Genomic DNA, 22,700 nt, shown 5'->3' with positions numbered 1-22,700 from the left:
ACATGACCACGGACTGGCATCAACTTCACCGCACCCCTCATCTGTCCGGCCTGTATTGGCGCGCGGCAACCCGACGCAAGATCACCGGCACGCAATTGCCGAATGACGGCTTGCGCTCGTGGGTCGAGGTCGATGCACGGAATGTGACGTCCTATCGCAAGGTTTGCGGTTTTCCCGACAGCGCGCTGCTGCCGCCGACTTATCCCCATGTCCTGGCGTTTGCCCTGCAAATGCAATTGCTCACGGGCAAGGATTTCCCCTTTCCACTGCTGGGACTGGTGCACCTGGCCAACCGCATTCGGGTCATACGACCGCTCGGCGGGATCAGCCGGGTGCAGGTGAGCGTCCACGTGCAGAACCTGCAGCCCCACGCCAAGGGAGCAACTTTCGATCTGGTGACAAGCCTGGAGGATGCCCTTGGCCCACTGTGGCAGGCCGAAAGCCAGATGCTGTGCAAAGGTGTGAAGCTCGATGGCGAGCCCGCCGAACCCTTGCCGCAGGCAACGCTGGCGCTGGATGAGCTGACACGCTGGTGGGCACCGGCCGATATTGGCCGGCAGTACGCACGAGTTTCGGGGGACTACAACCCGATTCACTTGAGCGCTGCCAGCGCCCGTCTGTTCGGATTTCCCAAGGCGATCGCCCATGGGCTGTGGCTCAAGGCACGGGTAATGGCGGCGTTGAGCGGGCACCTGCCCGGCAGTGGTTTCGAGATTGCCGTGCAGTTCAAAAAGCCGGTGCGCCTGCCCAGCGAAGTCATTTTGCAGAGCAGCGCAGCAGGTTCCCAGGGCGATGTGCAACTGCTCGGCCACGGTGATCTGGAACACATGCGCGGCACCTGGCAAGCATTGCCCTGAGCCGAATCAGCCGCGACGAATCAGGAACACCCCCGCCAGAACCAACACCAGCCCGGCAATCTTGCCGGCGCTGATGGGCGCCTCGCGAAACCCGGCCCAGCCGAAATGATCCAGGGCCAAGGCCATGCCCAATTGCCCGGCCAGGACCAGCGCCATGAACAGCATGGCGCCAATACGCGGGCCAGCGAACGCCGCCGTGGTGATGAAAAACGCCCCCAGCAGGCCACCGCTCCAATGCCACCAGGTCAGCCCCTTCAGCGCACTCAGGCTCGGTGTTTCGCGCTGGATCAGCATCAGCACCAGCAAGGCCAGGGTGCCGACAAAAAACGAGATCAGGGCAGCGGCCAGCACGCTGGAGACCTGCTTGGCCAACTGACCATTAATACCGGCTTGCAGCGGCAAAAACGCCCCGGCAATCAACGGCAGACAAAGTAACCACCAGACAGGTGCCGGCATGCTGTTCTCCAACGAAAAGATATGGCGCGCAGTATAGCGTCCGCAGCCGGCTGCTTAATTGTGCTTATCACTTAAGTGGGGAAAGTCCTCAGCGGTTTATCCAGCGCCCTGATTTACAGCGGTTTTTTCCGCACCACCGGCCTCCATTATCGAAAGACCTAATACCAACTGCAGAGTGGAATACAACACTACGAGGATTAGAACTGTATGCGACGGACGAGGCATTACCGGCATTCAGAACCGGCAGGCCATCGAATCAGTGATCGTGGTAATAGGTGCAAGGATATCCTCATGAACACGCGCGTTTGGTTGAAGGCAAGTACAGCATTGGCCCTGGTCTTGAGCTTGGGTCTGACCGGTTGCAGCAGTGGCGGTGGCGGCCATCACAGCACCTCCGGCAGCTCATCGCCCGACGGTGCTGCGGGTGCAGCAGACGGCGGTGGCTCCGGTGGCTCGGGCGGCAGCGGCGATGGCACGGCCGGGACCGGTGGCACAGGTGGCGGCACTGGCGGCGGAGCGGGTGATGGCACCGCAGGCACCGGCGGCGGTACGGGTGGCGGCACCGGCGGTGGCACTGGCGGTGGCACGGATAATCCTGGCGGCGGCAACGGTGGCGGTACAACAACGCCAGGACTGACCACCAGCGATGTGATCAGCGACGTCGGCAAAACCGTGAGTGGCATCGGCGATGGCGTGACCCAGATTGGTAACGGTGCCGCCGCGGTGCCGGTGGTCGGCGGCGTCGTGCAAAGCGTGACCAACACCACCGGCAATGTGGTGGGCAGCGTGGGCGACGACCTGAGCAATGGCCTGGGCAAACTCGGCAGCGATCCCCAGGCCGTGAGCAAAACCACGGCGGTGGCCGGCCATGTGGTGACCGATGTCGGCAACGGCGTGACCGACCTCAGCGGCAAGCTGACTACCGCCACCGGCAGCATTCCACTGGTGAACGGAGTGATCTCCAAGGTCGACCCCGTGCTCGGCGGCGTCGGTGAAAAAGTCAGCATGCTTGGCGACACCCTGACCACTGTCACCAGCACAGGAAAACTGGGCTCGCTCAGCGATCAGGCCGGCAACAAAGTCCTGGTGCCGGTGGTGACCCTGACTGAAGGCCTGACCGGCAAAGTCGCCGGCGCCACCGGCCTGAGCGCTCCGGTCAGCGGCCTGCTCAACGGCGTCAGCGGTGGCGTCGCTGATCTGGGCGGCAAGGTCAAGACGGCGGGCAACGGCAATCCGCTGACCGATACCACAGGCACCGTGCTGACCAACGTCGCCACCACCCTGCACACCTCCACCGGCCTGGTGGCGGCGCCCGGCAATGGCGGCAATGGCGGTGGCCTGCTGGAAACCGTCGGCGGCGCAGTGCTCAATGTGGGTAATGGCTTGAACGCCGGCAACAACAATGCGCTGGTCAGTTCGGCAGCCGTCACCGCGGGTACGGGCGGTTCGCTAGTGGCCACGGTTGGTCCGGTACTGGGCGGCTCCGGCTTGGCCAACACCGCCGCCACCGCACCATTGGCCGCTGCCGGTAATGCCATCGGTACCGCGCTCAATCCGGTCACCAGTGGTGTCGCCAGCGTGACCCAGACCGTCGGCGGTGCAACCGGGCTTGGTGCTCCAGTCGCCGGTCTCACCGCTCAAGCCGGGGCCGCAGTGAGCAGCGTCGGCGCCAACATCGCCGCCGCTGCGCCCAACCCGGTAACCCAGGCCGTCGGCACTACCGTTGCGGCCGTCGGCAACACCCTGGGCGCCGTCGGCACTTTGACCAATGGCACCGGTAACGGTGGCTTGGCGGGCGGACTCGGTGCGCTCACCGGCAACAGACACTAACGCTGCACCTGACCGGTTCGCCGGCCGCCCTTTCAGCGCCTACGCTTGGTTGCAGGTGGAAAGCCGCAAAGGCTTTCCACCTTTTCTTCAAGGGGCCTGTTGCTCCCAATCGCTTGAGGGATCAATGGACTGAAGCTCCTCTGGCGAGGCTGCCGTTTCGACCAAGGAGTGTCCTATGCGCGCTATTGCTTGCCTGTTGGTTTTCACCTGCTGCAGCTACACCCACGCTGATTCCCTGCCCAGTTACCTCAACACCAACCAGACCACCCGCAACCTGCCAGTTCCCAACCTGCCCACCGACGCCTACCGTCCGGCCGCCGCGCCCTTGCAGGTGCCGCAGCCCTCAGCCAGTGCAGACGAGCCGCTGACCATGGGCACCACCCTGACCATTCGCAAGTTGCAGATCGAGGGCGGTACCCGCTACCCCTTGAGCGAAGTGGGCAAGGTCTACCAACCGCTGCTGGGCCATCCGATAACCGTTGCCGAATTGATCGAGGCGACCCGCAGCGTCACCCGGCGCTATCAGGACGACGGCTACCTGCTGTCCTATGCCTATCTGCCCCAGCAATCGTTCGACCAAGGCCTGGTGCGCGTGGTGCTGGTGGAGGGCTACATCAAGGATTACCAACTGCAGGGTGACATCGGCCGCTCCAAGGCGCTGCTCGACAAACTGGTGGCCAAACTCAGCGCCGAACGACCGCTGACGCGTAAGACCTTCGAGCGCTACACCACCCTGATGAACCGCATTCCCGGGGTCACCCTGCAAGCCCAGGTGCCGCCGCCGGGCACCACCGATGGCGCGACCTACCTGGTGGCCGAGGCCAGCCGCAAACCCTGGACCAGCAGCATGAGCACCACCGCCGACAACCGCAAAGGCACCCAGGCGCTGTTCGGTGTCAGCAGCAATTCACAGACCTCGATGGGTGAACAGTTGAGCCTCAGCGGCCTGTTTCCACCGGGCGACGACGAGGAAAAATACTATCGCCTGGACTACAGCCAATTCCTCAATGCCGAAGGCACGCAACTGCTGGTGTCCGGCTCGCGTTATCGCGCCGACCCGGCCACCCTGCTGCGCCTGGACAACGGCCTGCAGCTCAAGTCCCATCGCGAGAATGATCGCTACTCCGTAGGCTTCAACCACCCGCTGATCGCCGCGCCGACCGAGCAACTCAACGCCGGAGCGCGGCTGTATGCGGTGGACGACAAGACCCGCTACCGAGTGGTCGACGACCCACGGCAGATCAGCCTCAAGACCGACATCCGTGCGCTGGCGTTTGAAGGCGACTGGCGCAAGGCCGATGCCCGGCAACTGCAGATCATCAGCGCCGGCCTTTACCAGGGCACCGACGGCATGGGCGCGCACACAGACGACCCGACCTACGACCTGGATTTCTTCCGCCTGCGGTTGTCCGGGGTGCAAAGCAACAGCTTCTTCGAGCACTGGCAAGGGGTGCTGTCGGCGGCGCTGTACTGGAGTGACGATACGTTGCCCGACAGCGAACGCGCGGTGTTCGGCGGGCAGAACTTCGGGCGCGGCTACCCCGACGACCAGGCCTCCGGCGACAAGGGCTGGGGCGCGGCCTATGAGGTGAACTACAGCTTCAATCGCGACAGCAACTGGCTGCGGATCCTGCAGCCCTACGTGGTACTGGACCGGGCGAAAACCTGGTTCAACACGTTGCCGATCCAGGGCAGCGACTTGTCCTCCGTGGCCCTGGGCCTGCGCTTTGGCGATGCCAAGTACTACAACGTTGCGCTGGAGGCCGGGAAGGCGATGTCGGATGAAGCGCTGGATACCTTCAACCGGCGGCCTCGGTATAGCGTCAGTTTCAGTTATCAGTTGTAGGGGGGGGTAGATGGCAAACGACCCGCTTGTGGCGGGTCGTTTGGGAGGGGGGGCGCTAAGCCGTTACTTCGTTCCCCCCCCCGTCACCGAGGTCAATCCAGAGGATACCGATGTAAGGATATCGTTAATTTTTGTACCTATCTCCGAGCCGAAATTAACGAGAACCAACGCAACCATCGCAACAATCAACGCATACTCAATAGCCGACGCACCCTCGGTACGACGCATGAACAGTTGCACCCGGATGAACAGATAACGCACGAAGTTAAGCAACATAGGGACTTCTCCTGCCTGGAAAGAAACGCTCAAAGGTTCTAAAGATTCGCTACATGCAAAATCGGTTGAGGGAACAGGGTGTTCAGGGTCTCCAACAAACGAACGTGGTAAATGGGTTTGCGAAACAGGCCTAACACCTGCATACGCCTTAATTCGTCGACATCCTCCGCGGCGGCATGCCCGGAGATAACAATGATTGGCAAATACTGACGCGAAGTGTGCTCACGCAAGCGACGAATCAGTGCCAAGCCACTTTCTTCCGGCATACGCAGATCAGTAATGACCAAGGCGATATCCGGGTGACGGGTCAACTGCTGCAAAGCGACCTTGACCGAAGTGGCCAGCAAGCAACAAAAGCCCTCACCCTCCAACAACTCCGCGAGTTCCTGCAACGCGTCTTCTTCATCGTCGACCAGAAGCAGTTGTTGGCGCAGGAATGAAGAAGCGTTCATGTACGATTCCTGTCAGGAAATAGGCCGGGGTTGAGTTGCACGTCCCTGCATCGTCAAGACGTCCCCCCAGCGTGGTAGCCGTTTCGCGAGGTGCTGCCCTGGTCTCTAGCATCCAATAAACAGCTGAAGTTAAGGCTCATATGACTACTCCTTTGCGCCAGGGCGCACCGTCATCGGGAAACACGTGATTGCTTTGTGCCACCGGAGCATCGTTAACAAATCCCACACCAGCAACTGTAAGAAAGGACTAATCACAAAGTGATATACGCTCCTTTGACGCCAGAAATACGCAGCAAAACAACGCGCGTCATAAACCCGTGAGTTATTTTTTTGACCGGTAATGGCATTTTGAAATAGCTGCGCTAACGTCAGATAGCGAAATAGTTGAATGTTCATAGCTGCCTGGACGCGAGCTTACTCGTTGAAAGCCAACGACAAGTCGTGCAGCAGGATAGGGAGAGCCGTCATGAACAGTCGTGTCACCATGGGATTGGCTGGCCTGCTTTTGGTCGCCGCCGTTGTTGTGGGGTATTGGGGCCTGGTGCTCAGTCACTCCCCGCAAACTTCTTCCGAACCCGTTGCCGCCCCCGTGACGCCAACAGCAGTGAGCGCGGTGGAACAGACCGTGGCCAGTGCCGAGGATCAGACGCGTCAGGCCGTCGTGGTCCTGGCCCGTGACGTGCCCGCCTACACCGCCCTGACCGCCGCCGACCTGACCGTGGAAAAACTCCACACCGCCCCCGCCGGCAGCCTCAACACTCTCGACCAGGCCATCGGCCGCACGCCTTGGCGCCCACTCAGCGCCGGCACCTGGCTGAGCGATGCCAGCTTCGACGCCGGCGGCCCGTTGGCGCGGATGATTCGCAAGGATGAACGAGCACTGGCGGTGGCCGTGGACGAAGTGATCGGGGCTGGCGGCCAGTTGATGCCGGGCGACTACGTCGACGTCCTGCTGTTTCTGCGCCAGGACAACATCAACCTGCAGCAATCGGCACAAATCGCCATCCCGGCCATGCGCGTACTGGCGGTCGGTGATCAGCTCGGCCTGACCAACGACGGCAAGCCCGCCAATCCGGCGCTGAACGCGGAAGAAAAGCTCAAACAGGAACAACGTCGCGGCGCCGCCCGCACCGTGGTACTGGCCGTGCCGGAGCAACTGCTCAGTCGCCTGATGCTGGCAGCCCAGGCCGGTACCTTGCGTTTGGCCGTGCGCAGCAGCGAAGAACAACGCCTGGCCCATTACTGGGCCGGCGAAAGCGACTCGCCCGCACGCCTCGATGCGGCCAGCAGCCAACTGCTGCAATTCAACCAACTGGCCTTTGCCAGCACCCCGAAAAACTCCGTGAGCGCACTGCCGACCACAGCCCCCCGTCGCGGAATCGAAGTGATCCGCGGCAACCAGGTCACCCAACAACTTCCCTGATTGCGCAAGGATCCACAGAGATGTCCAGTCGCCTCATGCCATTGCTTGGTCGCGCCAGCTGCGCCCTGTTGCTCGCCAGTTTGCCCATCGACATCGCGATGGCAGCCGCCAGCTCCTGTAGCGCCCTGAACCAAATGCCCGCCACCCTCGAAGTGGGTGAAGGCCTGCAACAACAGATCCAGTCGCCGGTGGCCATTACTCGCCTGGCCATTGGCGATCCGAAAATCGCCGACGTGCAAACCAGCGGCAACAGCAGTTTCCTGCTCACCGGCATTGCCCCGGGCGCCACCAGCCTGATGGTCTGGACCGCCTGCGCGACTGCGCCACGCCAGAGCATGGTGTTCGTCAAAGGCAAGGCCAGCGTCGCCTTAACCGGCACCCTGCCCTCGGAGGAAGAGTCGCTGCCCAGCCAGGTGCAGACCGATATTCGCTTCGTCGAAGTCAGCCGCACCAAATTGAAGGAAGCCTCGGCCTCGATCTTCGGTACCCGTGGCAACTTTCTGTTTGGTTCTCCCAGAACCCTGCCGACCATTGACGGCGTGGTTCAGCCACGACTGCCCGTGAACAACGACCAGTTCAACTTCTCCTGGATTGGCGGCAAGACCATGGTCATGATCAACGCCCTGGAAGGCAGCGGATTTGCCTACACCCTGGCACGGCCCAGCCTGGTGGCGTTGAGCGGCCAGAGCGCGAGCTTTCTCGCCGGCGGTGAAGTGCCGATTCCGGTGCCCAGCTCCGGCAGCGACAACGTGTCCATCGAGTACAAGGAGTTCGGCATTCGCCTGACGCTGACGCCGACCATCGTCGGCCGTAACCGGATCTCGCTGAAGGTCGCGCCGGAAGTCAGCGAACTGGACTTCAGCAATGCGGTGGTCATCGCCGGTACCACCGTCCCGGCCCTGACTATCCGCCGCACCGACACCAGCGTCTCGCTGGCCGATGGCGAAAGTTTCGTCATCAGCGGTTTGATCAGCAGTCGCAACAGCTCCCAGGTCAACAAATTCCCCGGGCTCGGCGACATTCCGGTGCTCGGCGCGTTTTTCCGCGATTCGACGATCAATCGCGAAGAGCGCGAGTTGCTGATGATCGTCACTCCGCACCTGGTCCAGCCGCTGGCAGCCGACGCCCAACTGCCGTCCCTTCCCGGCGAAAAACTGCGTAACTACGACCCGAATTTCTACCGCATGTTTTTCCTCGAGAACGGCGACTTCGATAAACGCAGCGGGCTGTCGCGATGAGCCAGAGCCTGAGCCAGACTTTCCTCGCCATCACTCGCAACAACACTGATCTGGAGTGGCTGCAAGGTGCACTGGCGCCGCTGGGGCAGGTGGTCGGCACCAGCACGGACAACCTCGACGAACTGCTGGCGCTGGTAGACGTGACCTTCGCCAGCCTGCTGTTTGTCGGTCTCGACCGTGAACATCTGGTGGCCCAGTGCGCGATGATCGAGAGCGCGCTGGAGGCCAAGCCAATGCTGGCGATCGTCGCCCTCGGCGACGGCATGGACAACCAGTTGGTGCTCAATGCCATGCGCGCCGGGGCGCGGGATTTTGTCGCCTATGGCTCACGCTCCAGTGAAGTGTCCGGGCTGGTACGACGCCTGAGCAAGCGCCTGCCGCCAGTCGCGCCGAATACGCAACTGGGCGGTCTGACCGTGCTGTACGGCGCGCAAAGCAGCGCCGACGGTGCCTTACTGTCGAGCCATCTGGCACTGGTGGTACAGCAAAGCGGCCAGCAAACCCTGCTGCTCGATCTCGGCTTGCCACGGGGCGACAGCCTGGCGTTGTTGGGGCTGGAAAGTTCGTTCCATTTCGGCGACGCCCTGCGCCATCTGCGGCGCCTCGATGCGACCCTGATCGACAGCGCCTTCACCAGCGCCGACGCCGGCCTGCGCATCCTGGCCTACGCCGACAACGACGAGCCACTGGAGCGCACCAGCGCCGCCGAGCTGTACATGTTGCTCAGCGCGTTGCGCCAGCACTTCCAGCACATCGTGGTGAACCTGGCCGGGCAACCCGACAGCGAAGCCGTGCGCACCTTTGTGAGTCATTGCGACAAGCTCCTCTGGTACACCGACCAGAGCGTGCTCGATTGCCGGCGCAACCTGGCGGTGCTCAATCGCTGGCGGGAAAAAGGCATGAAGCTTGAGCACGCCAAGCTTTTGGTGGATCGCTATCTGCGCAACGTCGCACCGGATGCCGACACCCTGGGCAAGACCTATGGCCTGGAAATCATCGCCACCCTGGCCTACAGCCCGGAAGTCCGGCTCAACGCCAAGAACCAGGGGCTGACCCTGTTTGAACTGGCGCCACGGGAAAACCTCACCCAACACCTGCGCACTCTCGGCACGCGCCTGGCCAAGCGTTCCGCCGGCCAGGAAAAACCCAAGGTCAATTGGCTGAACCGTCTGCGAGGCAGCAAATGAACGGCGACAACCTGTTCGGCGCGCAATCCCGGAAATCGGGTGGCAGCCACGACCACGAGAGCCTGAAGCTGGTGCTGCACCGGCACATCATCGACGCCATCGAAGAGTCGGGGAAAAACCTGCTGGAAGGTTCCAGATTGGTCCTGACCCAGTTCGTCATGGACAAGGTCGCCGAGTACACCGCGCGCCTGCACCTGGCGATTTCCCGCTACGAAATGGAGCGCCTGTCCGAAGAAATCGTCGACGAATTGACCGGCTTCGGCCCACTGGAAGTGCTGCTGCGCGACCCGGCGGTGACCGAGATTCTGGTCAATGGCCCGCACCGGGTATTCATTGAGCGTGACGGTGTGCTGCACCAGAGCGACCTGCGTTTTATCGACGCGCACCACGTCGAGCGAGTCATGCAACGCATCCTCGCGCCCCTCGGCCGGCGCCTGGATGAGTCTTCGCCGATGGTCGACGCACGCATGCCCGACGGCAGCCGGGTCAATGCGATCATCCCGCCCATCGCCCTCGACGGCCCCTGCCTGTCGATTCGAAAGTTTCGCAAGGACATGCTCAAGAGCAGCGACCTGGTGGCGATGCAGACCATCGACCAGGCGATTTTCGACTTTATCCAGGAAGCCGTTGGACGACGCTGCAACATTCTTATCAGCGGCGGCACCGGCACCGGCAAGACCACCCTGCTGAACATTCTCAGCCAGTTGATCAACCCCCACGAACGCCTGGTGACGATCGAAGACATCGCCGAACTGCAATTGAATCACCCACACGTGGTGCGCCTGGAAACCCGCCCGCCAAATGCCGAGGGCCATGGCGAGGTCAAGGCCAGCGACCTGATCCGCAACGCCCTGCGGATGCGCCCGGACCGCATCATCCTCGGCGAGATTCGTGGCGTCGAAGTGCTCGACGTGCTGACCGCGATGAACACTGGCCACGACGGTTCGATGAGCACCGTGCACGCCAACAACGCCCAGGATGCACTGCTGCGCCTGGAGACCCTGGTGGGCCTGACCGGTCGGCAGATTGCCGAGCGCACCCTGCGGCAGATGATCTGCGCCGCGCTGGATGTGGTGATCCAACTCACTCGCATGCCCGATGGCCGCCGTTGCGTCAGCGAGGTGGTCGAGGTGGTGGGCATCCGCGACGACGTGTATGTCACCAATACCCTGTTCCGCCTGGACCGGCGTACCGGCTTCGGCTTTCTGCGCGAAGCGGTCAATCCAGCGGGCGACAAGCTGCGGCGCAGCATTCACGCGCAACTGACCTGAGGAGGCGGATCATGGGAGCCTGGGTGCTCAGCCTGCTGTGCCTGCTGTTGCTGGGCTTGTCGATCCGCCTGTTTTACCAGGGGATGCGCAAGTCCAGCACCGAGCGCGTACTCAACCGCCTTGCCGCAGGACAGCCACAATTGATCGTCGAGAAACCGGCGTGGAATGGCCTTGAACGGGCATTTCTGCGCGCCGGACTGGGCGCCCCCACGGATCGCCTGAGCCTGTGGTTGCTGCTGTGGGCAGGCGCCATCCTGCTGGGCTTTTTGCTCGGTAACTGGCCGGGATTGCTGTTGCTGATCCTGCTGCCACCGCTTGGGCTGCGCCTGTACATTTCCCTGCGTTATCGGCTGCGGCTCAAACGCATGATCGGGCAATTGCCGGCGATGCTCGATCACACTATTCGCAGTCTCAAGTCCGGGCGGACGCTGGCCGATGCCTTGCTAGGCGGCATCGACAGCAGCGTCGAACCGCTGAAAAGCGCCATGGGCCGGGTCCAGCGCAACGTGCAACTGGGGGTCAATCTGCCGGATGCGGTGAACGACTTTGCCGAGCTCTACGACCAGGACGAACTGCGCATGCTGGCCCTCGGACTCAAGGTCAACCACCGCTACGGCGGCAATGCCAGTGAGCTGCTGGAGAACCTGATCAAACTGATTCGCGAGCGTGAGCAAGGCGCCCGGCAACTGCGCGCAATGACGGGCGAAACCCGCCTGACCGCCTGGGTCCTCGGTGTCCTGCCGGTGTTGATTGCCGGCTGGTTCATGCTGACCAATCCCGCCTACCTGCTGGGCATGTGGAACGACAGCAGCGGCCAGCACATGCTGCTTGCCGCCGTGAGCCTGGAAGTCTTCGGCTGCCTGGCGCTGTCGCGCATGTTGCGGAGTATCTGAGATGGCGATCCTGGCGAGCATCATCCTGCTGTTGGCCGCCGTGGCGCTGCTCCTCGGCAATCTGCTTGCGCAGCGCCGTCGGACACGCCAGGTTGCCCGTCGCCTGCAGGGTCAGATGTCGCGGGACAACAGCCTGGAAACCTGGATGCGCCACCTCGGCGACAGCAGGTTCGGTCAGCGCTCGGTGAGCATCGATGGCGAAACCCAGACCCTGCTCGCCCGTCTTGGCTGGCGCTCGGCCAGTGAGCGCTCGCTGTTCGCCGCGTTTCAGATCGGCACGCCGTTCCTGATGCTGGCGTTGGTGCTGTTTCTCCAGGAAGTGCTGTTCCCCGGCGCGCAGAATCGCTGGATTGCGCCGGTGCTGGCTGCCGGTGTTGGTTATCTGCTGCCCAAGCGCTGGCTGGCCTACGCCGTGAGTCGCCGGCAGAAACGGATCGCCCTGGAGATCTCGACCTTTATTCCCTTGCTCAGAATTCTTTTCGAGTCAGGTATGGCCGTAGAGCAGTCGCTGCGGGTGCTCGGCAGCGAAGCACGGAAATTGCTGCCGGAATTGACCAGCGAATTGCGCCTGATCCTCGCCCGGGTCGACTCCGGCCTGGAGCTGGGCCAGGAGCTGAATCAATCCGCCGCGCTATTGGCGGTGGACGAGTACACCGACACCTGCGTGATCCTCCAGCAACTGCTACAGCAAGGCGGCGGCGCGATGAAATCGCTGCTGGCGCTCAAGCAGTTGCTCGACGACCGACGCCTGACCCGCCTGCAGGAATACATCTCGAAAATGTCCGCCAAGATGTCGGTGGTGATGATGCTGTTCCTGTTCCCGGCGTTACTGATTGTCCTGGCCGGGCCGGCCTTCACTGCCATCGCCCGGGCCTTTGCGTCCTAGAGGAAAACTGATGAAAGCACTGATTATCGCAACCGGCCTGCTGTTGCTCAGCGGCTGCGCCAGCAACGGCCAGACGCCCTGGGCGGCCATCAGCGGCGGCGCCAGTTGCGCCAAACTGAGTTCCGATCAGGAGCTGGCGGTGAACCTCGCCGATGACATGGCCAATGACGGCAAGCTGCACGCCAGCCTGGCCAATCTGGAGAAGCTGCCGGACTCCCTCAGCGAAGTGCGCCTGCGCAAGGCCCGGGTCTACCGCCTGCTCGGGCGCAGCGAAGCGGAACCGCTGTACCGCAGCTTGGTGGGCGGCTGTGTCAGCGCCGAAGCCGAACAAGGCCTCGGACAGTTGTACGCGGCGCGAGGTGACAATGGACAAGCCCAGGCCCATTTGCAGCGCGCGGCACGCCTGGCGCCAACCAACGAGAAAATCCGCAACGACCTGGGCGTGGTGTACCTCAATCAACTGCGCCTGGAAGAGGCCCGATTTGAGTTCCTCACCGCCATTGAACTGAAGCAGAGCGACCAACTGGCATCGATCAACCTGGTGACCCTGCTGATCTACCAGGACAACTGGCAGCAGGCCGCCGAAGTGGTCAGCCAGTCAGGCTTGAGCCGCGAGCAATTCAGCATCGCCCAGGACCGCGCCGAACAGCTCAAGGCACCGCAAAAAGCCAGGGCCACCGCCGGCGATCAAGTCGCCGCCGTGGCCGAAACCCAGACCAGCCATCTCAAGTAATGCAGCGGAGAAGGATCATGAACAGACTGCCGATTCTCGCCTGCCTCGGGCTGCTGGGCCTGCCCTTGCCAGCCATGGCCCTGGAGGCCGGCCCATCATCGCCTCAGCAGGCCGAAACCGAAGGCTGGTTGCAGCTGCAAATCAGCAATCAGGCCGCCTCGCCAATCCCGCAGACGGCCACGGCCACCGAACGCGAATTGGCGATGCAACGTTGGCTGAGGAAATTCAACTACGACATTCCGGACCTGTTCGAGCAGGGTCAGGAAGGGCACATCCAGAGCAGCAATTGAGCCACTGCGCCATCGGTGCCCGAGCTTTCAGTGCGCGGTGACCCGCTGGCGTATTCCCGAGTTGCTCGGCGACAGGGCCAGCGCCAACTGCGTGCGATTGTGCATGTGGGTCAGGCGCAGCACCTGCGAGACATACAACTTCACGGTGTTTTCGGTGATTCCCAATTCACAGGCGATCTGATAGTTGGTCTGGCCTTTGCCGACCAGACGCGCGACGTCCAGCTGGCGGGGTGAAAGCTGATTGAAGATGGCCGGAATCTCGACCTGATCGACATCGCCGGCGCTGTCGCTGGCGGACTCGCTGGACGGTGTGCGGCGGACTTTGTCGAGATCCTGATAGAGGTCGTCGATGGACTCGGAAAGGGTTTGCAGCTTCTGGTTGAGGTGCCCCAGTTGCAGGGTTTTCTGCCGTTCCTGCAAGGCCGCTTCCTGACGTTGCACGCCTTCGAGCAGCTCATCGAGGTCGATCGGTTTCTGGTAATAATCGGCGATACCGGCACGCAGGGCCTTGATCACATCCTGTTTGTCGGCGCGCCCGGTCAGCATGATCGCCTCGAAGATCCGTTCCTTGCCCGCCAGGTGTTGCAGGGCCTGCACCAGGTCAATGCCACTCAAGTCAGGCATGTGCAAATCGCAGAGCACCAGACCGATGTCGTGGTCCTCACAGAACTTGTCCAACGCCTGTTTTCCAGACTCACAAGGCACACACTGATAGCCGCTGTTTTCGAGGAATTCGCAAAGCTCTTCGACGATCAGCGGTTCATCGTCGACTACCAATACTTTTACTGCAGAGAGGGACTTGTTCACTCGCAACTCCATGTCCAGGCCGAGAACTGATCGTTCCAGTATCGACTGAAAAACAGTCCAAATTCTGCATTGAAAGTAGTCGCTCTTTATCACTCTGTACATAACTAAAAAGTTAGGGCAGCCCTAAGGAATCCACGCCATGGTCAACAAAAACCCGATCAGGACGAAAGGCGCAAAAGGTGGTTTTTTTGACAGCTCGGGTGCCAACTGTGGGATACGTTTCCTAAGTCCTTGAGGCATATATGGCCAGACCTTTGGCGCCAACAGCAGCCACAACGCACCCAACACACCCGCGCCGATGAAACTGCCTAATAAATGCACAGGGTCCGAGGCCAGACCGATCGTCGCCATTAGTTTCACATCACCGGCGCCCATGCGCCCGGTGGCGTAACCAGGCAGGGTAAACAGCAGTGCCAGCACCAGCGCCCAGCCTCCCTGTTCGGCCGGCGAACCCAGCCAGGTGGTGCCACTGGTGAGCATGTACAGCAGGGCGATAAGGCCCGCGCCGAGGGTCAATCCATTGGCGATATGCCGTTGCTGAATATCCTGTGCCGCGCAGAGCGCCAGCCATAGCAGTAAGACAAAACTCTGCATAAACCGTCCGTATTGGCTGAATGATTCTATGCTGATAGCACGTAGTAAATGTCAGGGTAGACGCACTCATGAGAAGACACCTCCCCCGCAAGCAAAAAGGCGCCGTCGCGATTGAGTTCGCTTTGGTCTTCAGTATTTTTTTCGCGGTGTTCTACGGCATCGTCAGCTACAGCATTCCGTTGTTACTCATGCAGTCGTTCAATGAAGCCACCGCCGAAGCGGTGCGCCGCAGCGTCGCCCTCGACCCCAATACCAACAACTACCCGACGGCGCTGGTCGCCCTGGCCAACAGCGTGCTGCAACAACAACTGTCCTGGGTACCCAACGCCTTCAATATCACCTACGGCAACGGCGGCGATGCCAAGGCGGTCTACAGCGCCGGCGTGCTCACCGCCAGCGTCAATTACCCCACCAGCAAGCTCAACCAGGTGATTCCGTTTCTGGTCCTGCCCGGCGTCGGCAGCGTCCCCAGCCTGCCGGTGAACCTCAGCGCGCAATCGAGCCTGCAATTTTGAAGGCCGGGGACAAGCTCTTCGCCCGCCTGCTCGGGCGTCCACCCTCAACCGAGTTGGCCACCGCCCACAGCCTGGTGATGCAGAACATTGGCCTGCATGTGCAACTTGACCATCAGGGGCATGTGGTCGACCTCAGCGGGCCGCTGCGCCACCTGCTGTCCCGGCATCTGCCTGCTGACGGCGCCGGGCACCTGGCGAACTACTTGCTGCCCCACAGTCGCCAGGCCGTCGAAGGCGTGCCCGTGGATTGGCAGGGGCAAAGCCTGGACCTGGACTTTCCCCGCGCGGCGGGCGACACCTTGCATCTGCGTGGCTGGACCCAGCCGAACCCCGACGGCTGGCTCCTGCAACTGCTGGACATCGGCGACCTGTTGCGTGAGCGCCAGCAGGTACAGGGCCGGGTGGCCTGTCAGCAGTTTGCCGAACAGTCGGCTGAGCAACTGCGCCTGTGCAGTACATCGCGTCTGCCCGAGGTGCTGCTGGAGCAACTGCAAAGCCTGGCCCAACTGCTGCGTATTCCCTGCGTGGCCCTGGCCTTGCCGAATCAGGACGCGCCCGGGTGGCGAATTTTCAGCCAGTACCGCGCTCACGATGCAGCCGATCTATGGCACAACGGACAACCCCTGGGCACGCTGCTCGAGGGTTTCGCCGGCCATACCCCGCAGCACCTCAGTGCAGCCCACAGTGATGACCAGGACCCGCGTCTGCTGGACATCTTCGGCCACCACGAAGGTTTCCTGGTGCCCTACCGCGACGCCCGGGGCACCAGTGCCTGGCTGCTCTGCGGCTTCTATCCGGTGTTGCAACGCGCGCCACAGCTCGGTGAGCGCGACTGGTTGCATCTGATCGCGGCCCTGGCCGAACCGCTGCTCAGCCGTTTGCGCGAGCAACAGCACCTGCAACAGCTCGAACGTCTCGACGCCTTGCAGGACTTGCTCGGCAGCGGTTGGTGGGAATGCCCGGAGGGTACAGACGAGATACACCTCGCTCCGCACCTGGCCCAGACCCTCGGCCTGCCCCATGCGCGTCTGGCACTGGATGAGTGGCTGGCGCTGCTGCATCCGGTCGATCGCCCGGAGCTCGCCAGCCGCCTGCAAATGCTCCAGCAGCACGGCACGCCATTGCTGATGTGCGTGCGCCTGCAACATCCCGATGGGCTCTGGTATCGCGTGCAAGGCCAGGTCCGGGGCAGCGGCAAGCAACGGCGGCTGATGGGTTTCATGCTCGACATCAGCGACATCAAGGAGCAGCAACAGCAGGCCGCCGCCGCCCATGCCCGGCTGGACAATCTGGTCGCCAGTTCGCCTGCGGTGATCTACGTCCAGCGCTATGACCAGGGCGCGTTGCTCCCCAGTTTTTTCAGCGCCAGCTTGCTGCCGCTGCTGGGCTGGCAACTGAGCGATCTGAGCGACAGCGCCTTGATCGAACGGGTTCACCCCGAGGATCGCGAGCTGTATTTCCAGCGCAGCCGGCAACTGCTGCGCGAAGGCAACGTACGCGCCCGCTACCGCCTGCGCGACCGCAAGGGCGACTACCACTGGCTGCTCGATGAGGCCCGGCTGCTGCGCGACGACCTGGGCTTGCCGGTGGAAGCGGTCGGCTTGTGGCTCGACGTCACCGAAGCGACCCTGGCCGCCGAGCAGGTCAGGGAAAGCGAGGAACGCTACCGAATTCTGGTGGAAGACTCACCGGCGATGATCTGCCGCTACCGCCCCGACCTGACACTGACCTTCGCCAACCGGCCCTTGGCGGTGTACCTGGAAACCGCTGCGGAGCAATTGCCCGGCGCCGATCTGGGTCAATGGCTGTCGGCGCAACAGCGCGAAGCGTTTGTGCAGCGGATCGCGCAATTGAGCCCGGAGTTTCCTGTGAGCACTGCGGAAATCAGCCTGCAACTGCCCGGGCGCGAACACGCCTGGTGGGTCTGGTCGGATCGCGGGGTGTTCGATGAGTGCGGCCGGCTGGTCGAGATCCAGGCCGTGGGTCGGGACAACACCGAGGTGCGGCGTTCGCAGCAACAATTGCTGCAAAGCGCGAAGATGGCGACGCTCGGCGAAATGGCCACAGGCCTGGCCCATGAACTCAACCAGCCGCTGAATGTGATGCGCATGGCGGTGGTCAACACCCTCAAGCGCTTGAGCAACGGTGACGTACAAATTGATTATCTGCAGGACAAGCTCACCCGCATCGACTCGCAGATCCAGCGTGCCGCCCGGGTGGTCGACCACATGCGGGTATTCGGCCGGCGCTCGGAGATCGAACAGCAGCCGTTCGATCCGGCCCAGGCCGTCGAAGGTACGCTCGCATTGCTGGCCGAGGGCATGCAGGGCAAGGGTGTGGAATTGCGTAGCCGCGAGTTCGGCTTTGCGGTGCAGGTGCGCGGCCACGCCGATCAGCTGGAGCAGGTGTTGATCAACCTGCTGGTGAATGCTCGCGACGCGCTGCTGGCCAGACGCGAGACGGATCCGGCATTTGCGCCCTGGATCAGCCTGGCAGCCGACTGCGATGAGCGCTCGGTCCGGCTGTGGGTGGAAGACAACGGCGGCGGTATCGACTCGCGCCTGCTGGAACGGATCTTCGAACCCTTCTTCACCACCAAGCCGGTGGGCGTCGGCACCGGCCTCGGGCTGTCGGTGAGTTATGGGATTGTCGAGAACATGGGCGGGACCCTCAGCGTCAGCAACGCGGCTGAGGGGGCGCGGTTTTGTATTGAGCTGCCGATTGTGGGGGTGGTTTAGATCACCAGATAGGCTTTGCCCTTTTGGCCGCAGGTCAGGTTGAAGCCGACGTCGACCTTGTTGACGTCGATGCCGAGGTTGAAGAGCAAGGCGTTTACCAGCGGGTCGACAAGGGGAGCCAGGAGGCCGTTGATTGTGGCGATCAGGAGATTGAATACCTGGGTCAACACCCCGTTCAACGTCGCCAGCAATGCACCGATCAAGCTGAAGCCAAGCGACGGGTCATGGGTAATCAACTTGACCCCGCCCAGCGTCGCGCTCAAGCCACCCACCACTCCGGAGACCGACACCGTGTGCAGCGGCGAAGGCGTGAGGTTAACGTCCTTCGGGTTGCTGTAGGGGTAGTTGGGGTCGCTGGTGCCGAGGATCGGACTGTTGATCATGATTTCGGCACCGCCGCCGGTGAACGGCGTGCGCGTGCCGCAGGCGATGGTGAACAGTGGCAAAAGCAACCCTGTCGGTTGACCTTTGCACGACTGGCTGCCCACATCGACCAGAGTCAGTGGCGTTAATGGTTCTTTGGATGAACTCGAAAACCAGATCGCCGGATCGATATGACCGATCTTGACGCTGACAGCCGCGATCTCAGTGGTAGCCGTCAGGCTCTTGGTGTTGGGCAGATCACAGGTGTAATCCGTCACGTAGCTTTTCCCCACCCCGGCCTCCAGCCCCACATCCAGCTTGGCGTTGGGCAACACCTGCAGGTCAGTTTGGGTACAGGTTCCACCCAGCAGGCAACCGGGCGCCAACAAGGTGTCGATCAGGCCAAGGACGCCGTTCAACAGGTCTGTCACCAGCTTCAGCAAATTGCTCACCAACGACAAATCCACCGAACTCAACACCCGCACCTGAGCCGTCTTCACATAGATCCGGTTAACCCCGAACTCCCCCGCGACCTTGGCCAACGCCGGATCACCCACCGCTGAAAACTGCGGCGGCTCGATCACTTTGACCGTGGTGGTCAGGCCCAGCAGCCCCAACACATTGACCGGTAGTACCGCCACCGCTGCCGCATTTTTGTTGGCCAGTTGCACGAACGCCTGCACCAACTGAAACAGCTGCACCGCAGCATCCAGGCCAGCCGCCGTGGTGCCGGTTTGCAGTTGCAGGATGTCTCCCAGCTTGATCGGGGGCGCGTTGATCGCGCCTATCTGCAGCTTGGCCAGCGCGGCCTGGACGTCTGCCGTCGCGCCGTTGATCGGTGCCACGGTCGCGGCGACCTCGAGAAAGTCAGTGACAGATCCCTCGGTCGTCAGCAATTTGGTGTAGTCGCCTGCCGTGACCTTTAACTTGATCGCCAGTTGATCCATGAACTTGAGCAGATTGACGTCGGTCTTGACCAGGCCATCCCAGCCCGCAGCCGTGAGATTGACGTTGCCGCCGAGCAAGCCGGAAAACAACGGATTGAGAGTATTGGAGCGTGCCGTATCGACACTCAGCAGGGTGCTGCGGATGCTCAATTGCGCCAGGGTCGGCTTGGGTTTAGCGGCCACCGCCGTCGCCGTCAGCTGCGTATTGACGCTGATTGCCCCGCCGCCGAACAAACCGAACAGTGCGCCGGCGACACTGGTCGACACCCGATTGGTGGCGACCACTCGAATCGCCGCCGACTGACTGGCATCCAGGGCAAAGGTCCGCAGGTTGTTGGCGGCGGTGACCAGCGTGCCGCAGCTGGTGGTCAGTGTGGTAGTCGGCCCAACAATGAAGGCGTTGCGTACCGCGCTCTGCCCGGCATAGGTAGCAGCACTCAGGCCCGGCAGGCAGGTGCCGCCGCGACTGACCGCCTCCAGCGCCGCCGTATCGGCCACCCGCTGCAATTTGCGCTGCTCCAGGTACAGCCGACCGCTGTCGACCACCAACAATGCAAACAACAGCGCCAGGCCAAAGGTCGCGGCGGCCATCAGACCAATCGCCCCGCGCTGGTGCGCCGGGCCACGAAACTGCGAGCGGGGAGACATCGAGCACTCCTTGCTTCCTCCAATCGTCATCGCAGTGTAGACAAGGTACAGCGACAGCGCTGGCTAGTTGCCAGCGCTGTCGCTGAGTGGATGCCGGTCTTGTGAGCGGCCGTCAAGGACCTGTAGGAGCGAGCCTGCTAGCGATTGCGATCTCAATGCTTGGGCGGGTAGTTGCTGAGGATGCGGCTGACTGTCTCGCGAATCGCGTTGCTGCGGCTGCTGGGGTCAGGAGAGTTGCTGAGCATCTGCTCATCGCTGCCGCGCCAGACCAGTTTGCCGTCCTTGCCGTCGAGCAGGTCGATCTGGATGGTCGCGACCTTGTAGCTGATATTGCGGGTTTCGTTGTACATCGGCGCGCCCCAGTAGCCGTTCCACGGATTGCCCCAGGCGCCGCCATAGTTGGTGGTGACCTGTTGCTGGCGCTCTTCGATGATCAGGTAGGTCTGCACTTCGAGATCGCCATGGCTGCTGCCCGCCGCCGGGCGCAGGCCGCGCTGGTCGAGTTGATCGGCGACGGACTGGCGAATGCGCTGTTCGGTGAGGTCGCTCTTGATCCGCGGATCATCGGGGCGGTACTGCAGGGCGGGCTCTTTCCAGGTCCAGCTGCGATAGGCAGCAAAGTCGCGGCTGGCGTCGAAATCACTGTTGATCTGGTTGGACTGGCAGGCGCTGAGCAAGAGAGCGCAGGCCAGCAAGGCGAGTCGGCGGAACATGATGATTCTCCGGTTCAGACCCGCACACGAATGCGAGTCATTAAGAAGGAGGATACGCCGCTACTGCCTTTTCCACAGCTGTTCTTAACGCATCACCGCGCTCGCGTTCATTGCCGTTGACGCTGGTCTCGGCGCTGGCGCTCCAGACCGGTTGCCCGCTGGCGGCGTCGTACAGTTCGACCTGCACGACCAACACCTGGACCTGATAAGTGCGCACGACCGGCACGCTGTTGTACATGCCAACGCCACTGCCGTAGCCATTGTTATAGCGGTTGTATCCACCATAGGCACCGTAACCGTAGTCATCCTGTACCTGCTGCAAACGAGTCTCCTGATGCAAGTTGGCGCTGACCAGCAGATCGGCCTTCTGGTTAGCATGCAGCGGGCGCAAGCCGCGTTGATCGAGGGCGTTACTCACCACTTCGGCAATCTGCGCCGAGTCCGCCCAGGCCGAGCCGCTGGGCGCCCGGCCGTCGAGCCAGGTCCAACTGCGGTATTTGCCATAGTCCCGCGGGGCGGCTGGATAGGCGCTGCGATCGAAGGTCTTGGCCGCTTCTGGCGGTGCCGGCGGCAACGGTTTTGAGCTGGCGACATACGGATTGCTGCCCTGGCAGGCGCCAAGCCCGAGGCACAGCAGGATCAATCCCAAGCGGCGTTTCATGGTGCTCTCCAGAGGTCCGGGGATCAGGCCGGACGACAGATCCAGTGCAGGTAACGACCGAGCCCGGCAAAGGTCGGGTGACGACGGTGGGCCAGTTCCATTTCCAGCAGGTCGAGCAGTTCGGCGCGGGCCTGAAACTCCACCGGCATGTAGTCATGGAAAACCCGTACGCCACTCTGACTTTGGACCGTCCACAGGCCCTGCAGTTGCGTCGCCAGTTCCCGTGGATCGAGGGGCATCTGTGGGGTCAGGCTTTGCTTCTCGCCGGCCATGTCGTTCTTGCGCATTTTGCGGAAATGGCCCTTGAGCAAGTTGCGGTAGATCAACGCGTCGCGGTTGTAGAAGGCCAGGGACAACCAACCTTGCGCGGCGGTCAGTTGATGCAGCACCGGCAGGATCGCATGGGGCTCGGCCAGCCACTCCAGCACCGCGTGGCACAGCACCAGGTCGTAGGGTTCGGTGAGTTGTCCAAGCAACTCCTGCCATGGCGCCTGGATGAAGGTCGCGCTTTGACCGGCCTCGGCGAACCGCTGACGGGCGCCTTCGAGCATCGGTTCGGCCGGTTCCGCCAGGGTCACCTGGTGCCCACGCTCGGCCAGCCACAACGACATGTGACCAAGGCCCGCGCCGATATCCAACACCCGCAGCGGACGGTCCGGCAGGCACTCCGCGAGGTCGGCCTGGAGCACCGCCAGGCGGATAGCGCCCTTGGCGCCGCCGTAGATTTTTTCGGCGAAACGGGTCGCCAACTGATCGAAATGACGGTCGCTCATCAGCTGAACCGCCGTTCGCTGTCAGCCAGTTTGGCGCGGACCACCTGTTCCATGTCCAATCCCAACTCACTGCACAGCAGCAACAGATAAAGCACGATGTCCCCCACTTCCTGGCCGGCGTGGGCGAGTTTGTCGGCGGGTAACTGGCGTGACTGGTCTTCGCTCAGCCACTGAAAGATTTCCACCAGTTCGGCCATTTCCACGCTGGCGGCCATGGCCAGGTTTTTCGGGCTGTGAAATTGCCGCCAGTCATTGCGGTCGCGGATGCTGTGCAGGCGTTCGGTCAGTTCAACAAGGTTCATC

At 62.3% G+C, this 22,700-nt stretch carries 23 protein-coding genes; 13 read left to right on the top strand and 10 right to left on the bottom strand.

The window, feature by feature from the left end; genetic code table 11:
* The first annotated feature begins 2 nt into the window (after window positions 1-2).
* Window positions 3-857: a MaoC family dehydratase gene (locus tag KW062_RS03815; RefSeq protein ID WP_105753947.1), complete on the top strand. Its 855-nt coding sequence runs from the start codon at window positions 3-5 to the stop codon at window positions 855-857.
* A 6-nt stretch (window positions 858-863) separates the two neighbouring features.
* Here KW062_RS03815 and KW062_RS03810 read toward each other — a convergent pair whose 3' ends face one another.
* Window positions 864-1,313 (bottom strand): DMT family transporter, encoded by a 450-nt coding sequence (locus KW062_RS03810; protein ID WP_027617652.1) that lies wholly within the window; start codon window positions 1,311-1,313, stop codon window positions 864-866.
* A gap of 291 nt (window positions 1,314-1,604) precedes the next feature.
* On the opposite strand from KW062_RS03810, the gene KW062_RS03805 reads away from it, so the two are divergent.
* Both KW062_RS03805 and KW062_RS03800 read left to right on the top strand, forming a co-directional pair.
* Window positions 1,605-3,143, top strand: a complete 1,539-nt coding sequence (locus KW062_RS03805) for a collagen-like triple helix repeat-containing protein (protein ID WP_105753948.1) — start codon at window positions 1,605-1,607, stop codon at window positions 3,141-3,143.
* A 175-nt stretch (window positions 3,144-3,318) separates the two neighbouring features.
* On the top strand, window positions 3,319-4,989 hold the full coding sequence (locus tag KW062_RS03800) for a ShlB/FhaC/HecB family hemolysin secretion/activation protein (protein WP_105753949.1): 1,671 nt from the start codon (window positions 3,319-3,321) through the stop codon (window positions 4,987-4,989).
* A 63-nt stretch (window positions 4,990-5,052) separates the two neighbouring features.
* On the opposite strand, the gene KW062_RS03795 is transcribed toward KW062_RS03800, so the two are convergent.
* Together KW062_RS03795 and KW062_RS03790 are read right to left on the bottom strand one after the other, a co-directional pair.
* Window positions 5,053-5,265 (bottom strand): Flp family type IVb pilin, encoded by a 213-nt coding sequence (locus KW062_RS03795; protein WP_105753950.1) that lies wholly within the window; start codon window positions 5,263-5,265, stop codon window positions 5,053-5,055.
* A gap of 38 nt (window positions 5,266-5,303) precedes the next feature.
* Window positions 5,304-5,717 carry a response regulator gene (locus tag KW062_RS03790; protein ID WP_105753951.1) on the bottom strand — a complete coding sequence of 138 codons (414 nt, stop codon included), beginning with the start codon at window positions 5,715-5,717 and terminating at the stop codon, window positions 5,304-5,306.
* A gap of 466 nt (window positions 5,718-6,183) precedes the next feature.
* Here KW062_RS03790 and cpaB point away from each other — a divergent pair, with 466 nt between their 5' ends.
* From cpaB to KW062_RS03750, 8 genes are read left to right on the top strand one after another with little or no spacing between them, the layout of a single operon-like run.
* A complete protein-coding gene (gene cpaB / locus KW062_RS03785; protein WP_105753952.1) occupies window positions 6,184-7,140 on the top strand; it encodes a Flp pilus assembly protein CpaB in 957 nt (318 codons plus the stop codon).
* Between the two features lie 35 nt (window positions 7,141-7,175).
* On the top strand, window positions 7,176-8,378 hold the full coding sequence (locus KW062_RS03780) for a type II and III secretion system protein family protein (protein WP_177433241.1): 1,203 nt from the start codon (window positions 7,176-7,178) through the stop codon (window positions 8,376-8,378).
* Window positions 8,375-9,565, top strand: coding sequence for an AAA family ATPase (locus KW062_RS03775; RefSeq protein ID WP_027617645.1), 1,191 nt, complete (start codon window positions 8,375-8,377; stop codon window positions 9,563-9,565). The genes KW062_RS03780 and KW062_RS03775 overlap by 4 nt, the downstream gene beginning before the upstream one ends.
* Window positions 9,562-10,836: a CpaF family protein gene (locus KW062_RS03770; RefSeq protein ID WP_105753954.1), complete on the top strand. Its 1,275-nt coding sequence runs from the start codon at window positions 9,562-9,564 to the stop codon at window positions 10,834-10,836. The genes KW062_RS03775 and KW062_RS03770 overlap by 4 nt, the downstream gene beginning before the upstream one ends.
* Before the next feature lie 11 nt (window positions 10,837-10,847).
* Complete coding sequence (locus KW062_RS03765; RefSeq protein WP_105753955.1) at window positions 10,848-11,729, top strand: type II secretion system F family protein; 882 nt, start codon at window positions 10,848-10,850, stop codon at window positions 11,727-11,729.
* Between the two features lies 1 nt (window position 11,730).
* Entirely contained in the window at window positions 11,731-12,615 is an 885-nt protein-coding gene (locus KW062_RS03760; protein ID WP_105753956.1) for a type II secretion system F family protein, read from the top strand.
* A gap of 10 nt (window positions 12,616-12,625) precedes the next feature.
* Complete coding sequence (locus KW062_RS03755; RefSeq protein ID WP_105753957.1) at window positions 12,626-13,348, top strand: tetratricopeptide repeat protein; 723 nt, start codon at window positions 12,626-12,628, stop codon at window positions 13,346-13,348.
* A gap of 17 nt (window positions 13,349-13,365) precedes the next feature.
* Window positions 13,366-13,638 (top strand): DUF3613 domain-containing protein, encoded by a 273-nt coding sequence (locus KW062_RS03750; protein WP_105753958.1) that lies wholly within the window; start codon window positions 13,366-13,368, stop codon window positions 13,636-13,638.
* 27 nt (window positions 13,639-13,665) lie between these two features.
* On the opposite strand, the gene KW062_RS03745 is transcribed toward KW062_RS03750, so the two are convergent.
* Together KW062_RS03745 and KW062_RS03740 are read right to left on the bottom strand one after the other, a co-directional pair.
* Window positions 13,666-14,445 carry a response regulator transcription factor gene (locus KW062_RS03745; protein WP_027617639.1) on the bottom strand — a complete coding sequence of 260 codons (780 nt, stop codon included), beginning with the start codon at window positions 14,443-14,445 and terminating at the stop codon, window positions 13,666-13,668.
* A 123-nt stretch (window positions 14,446-14,568) separates the two neighbouring features.
* Entirely contained in the window at window positions 14,569-15,039 is a 471-nt protein-coding gene (locus KW062_RS03740; protein ID WP_027617638.1) for a prepilin peptidase, read from the bottom strand.
* Between the two features lie 68 nt (window positions 15,040-15,107).
* On the opposite strand from KW062_RS03740, the gene KW062_RS03735 reads away from it, so the two are divergent.
* Both KW062_RS03735 and KW062_RS03730 read left to right on the top strand, forming a co-directional pair.
* Entirely contained in the window at window positions 15,108-15,554 is a 447-nt protein-coding gene (locus KW062_RS03735) for a TadE/TadG family type IV pilus assembly protein (protein WP_105753959.1), read from the top strand.
* A complete protein-coding gene (locus KW062_RS03730) occupies window positions 15,551-18,292 on the top strand; it encodes a PAS domain-containing sensor histidine kinase (RefSeq protein ID WP_105753960.1) in 2,742 nt (913 codons plus the stop codon). The genes KW062_RS03735 and KW062_RS03730 overlap by 4 nt, the downstream gene beginning before the upstream one ends.
* Here KW062_RS03730 and KW062_RS03725 read toward each other — a convergent pair.
* The 5 genes from KW062_RS03725 to KW062_RS03705 all read right to left on the bottom strand — a co-directional run bounded on the left by KW062_RS03725 (window position 18,289) and on the right by KW062_RS03705 (window position 22,699).
* On the bottom strand, window positions 18,289-20,250 hold the full coding sequence (locus KW062_RS03725) for a pilus assembly protein TadG-related protein (RefSeq protein ID WP_105753961.1): 1,962 nt from the start codon (window positions 20,248-20,250) through the stop codon (window positions 18,289-18,291). The two genes, KW062_RS03730 and KW062_RS03725, sit on opposite strands and share 4 nt — an antisense overlap.
* 152 nt (window positions 20,251-20,402) lie before the next feature.
* Window positions 20,403-20,963, bottom strand: a complete 561-nt coding sequence (locus tag KW062_RS03720; RefSeq protein WP_105753962.1) for a DUF4136 domain-containing protein — start codon at window positions 20,961-20,963, stop codon at window positions 20,403-20,405.
* 40 nt (window positions 20,964-21,003) lie between these two features.
* A complete protein-coding gene (locus KW062_RS03715; protein WP_027617633.1) occupies window positions 21,004-21,624 on the bottom strand; it encodes a DUF4136 domain-containing protein in 621 nt (206 codons plus the stop codon).
* Between the two features lie 23 nt (window positions 21,625-21,647).
* Complete coding sequence (locus KW062_RS03710; RefSeq protein WP_027617632.1) at window positions 21,648-22,397, bottom strand: methyltransferase; 750 nt, start codon at window positions 22,395-22,397, stop codon at window positions 21,648-21,650.
* Window positions 22,397-22,699, bottom strand: coding sequence for a MazG-like family protein (locus tag KW062_RS03705; protein WP_027617631.1), 303 nt, complete (start codon window positions 22,697-22,699; stop codon window positions 22,397-22,399). Before KW062_RS03705 ends, KW062_RS03710 begins: the two co-directional genes overlap by 1 nt.
* Between the last annotated feature and the right edge of the window lies 1 nt (window position 22,700).

This window comes from Pseudomonas fluorescens, from assembly GCF_019212185.1.
Lineage (GTDB): Bacteria > Pseudomonadota > Gammaproteobacteria > Pseudomonadales > Pseudomonadaceae > Aquipseudomonas.
This window is presented reverse-complemented; position numbering and strand designations above follow the sequence as displayed.

What these genes read in the sequence shown, in the direction of transcription:
- KW062_RS03815 (WP_105753947.1), top strand. Translation starts at nt 3, where the DNA reads ATGACCACGGACTGGCATCAACTTCACCGCACCCCTCATCTGTCCGGC.
- KW062_RS03810 (WP_027617652.1), bottom strand. Translation starts at nt 1,313, where the DNA reads ATGCCGGCACCTGTCTGGTGGTTACTTTGTCTGCCGTTGATTGCCGGG.
- KW062_RS03805 (WP_105753948.1), top strand. Translation starts at nt 1,605, where the DNA reads ATGAACACGCGCGTTTGGTTGAAGGCAAGTACAGCATTGGCCCTGGTC.
- KW062_RS03800 (WP_105753949.1), top strand. Translation starts at nt 3,319, where the DNA reads ATGCGCGCTATTGCTTGCCTGTTGGTTTTCACCTGCTGCAGCTACACC.
- KW062_RS03795 (WP_105753950.1), bottom strand. Translation starts at nt 5,265, where the DNA reads ATGTTGCTTAACTTCGTGCGTTATCTGTTCATCCGGGTGCAACTGTTC.
- KW062_RS03790 (WP_105753951.1), bottom strand. Translation starts at nt 5,717, where the DNA reads ATGAACGCTTCTTCATTCCTGCGCCAACAACTGCTTCTGGTCGACGAT.
- cpaB (WP_105753952.1), top strand. Translation starts at nt 6,184, where the DNA reads ATGAACAGTCGTGTCACCATGGGATTGGCTGGCCTGCTTTTGGTCGCC.
- KW062_RS03780 (WP_177433241.1), top strand. Translation starts at nt 7,176, where the DNA reads ATGCCATTGCTTGGTCGCGCCAGCTGCGCCCTGTTGCTCGCCAGTTTG.
- KW062_RS03775 (WP_027617645.1), top strand. Translation starts at nt 8,375, where the DNA reads ATGAGCCAGAGCCTGAGCCAGACTTTCCTCGCCATCACTCGCAACAAC.
- KW062_RS03770 (WP_105753954.1), top strand. Translation starts at nt 9,562, where the DNA reads ATGAACGGCGACAACCTGTTCGGCGCGCAATCCCGGAAATCGGGTGGC.
- KW062_RS03765 (WP_105753955.1), top strand. Translation starts at nt 10,848, where the DNA reads ATGGGAGCCTGGGTGCTCAGCCTGCTGTGCCTGCTGTTGCTGGGCTTG.
- KW062_RS03760 (WP_105753956.1), top strand. Translation starts at nt 11,731, where the DNA reads ATGGCGATCCTGGCGAGCATCATCCTGCTGTTGGCCGCCGTGGCGCTG.
- KW062_RS03755 (WP_105753957.1), top strand. Translation starts at nt 12,626, where the DNA reads ATGAAAGCACTGATTATCGCAACCGGCCTGCTGTTGCTCAGCGGCTGC.
- KW062_RS03750 (WP_105753958.1), top strand. Translation starts at nt 13,366, where the DNA reads ATGAACAGACTGCCGATTCTCGCCTGCCTCGGGCTGCTGGGCCTGCCC.
- KW062_RS03740 (WP_027617638.1), bottom strand. Translation starts at nt 15,039, where the DNA reads ATGCAGAGTTTTGTCTTACTGCTATGGCTGGCGCTCTGCGCGGCACAG.
- KW062_RS03735 (WP_105753959.1), top strand. Translation starts at nt 15,108, where the DNA reads ATGAGAAGACACCTCCCCCGCAAGCAAAAAGGCGCCGTCGCGATTGAG.
- KW062_RS03725 (WP_105753961.1), bottom strand. Translation starts at nt 20,250, where the DNA reads ATGTCTCCCCGCTCGCAGTTTCGTGGCCCGGCGCACCAGCGCGGGGCG.
- KW062_RS03720 (WP_105753962.1), bottom strand. Translation starts at nt 20,963, where the DNA reads ATGTTCCGCCGACTCGCCTTGCTGGCCTGCGCTCTCTTGCTCAGCGCC.
- KW062_RS03715 (WP_027617633.1), bottom strand. Translation starts at nt 21,624, where the DNA reads ATGAAACGCCGCTTGGGATTGATCCTGCTGTGCCTCGGGCTTGGCGCC.
- KW062_RS03710 (WP_027617632.1), bottom strand. Translation starts at nt 22,397, where the DNA reads ATGAGCGACCGTCATTTCGATCAGTTGGCGACCCGTTTCGCCGAAAAA.
- KW062_RS03705 (WP_027617631.1), bottom strand. Translation starts at nt 22,699, where the DNA reads ATGAACCTTGTTGAACTGACCGAACGCCTGCACAGCATCCGCGACCGC.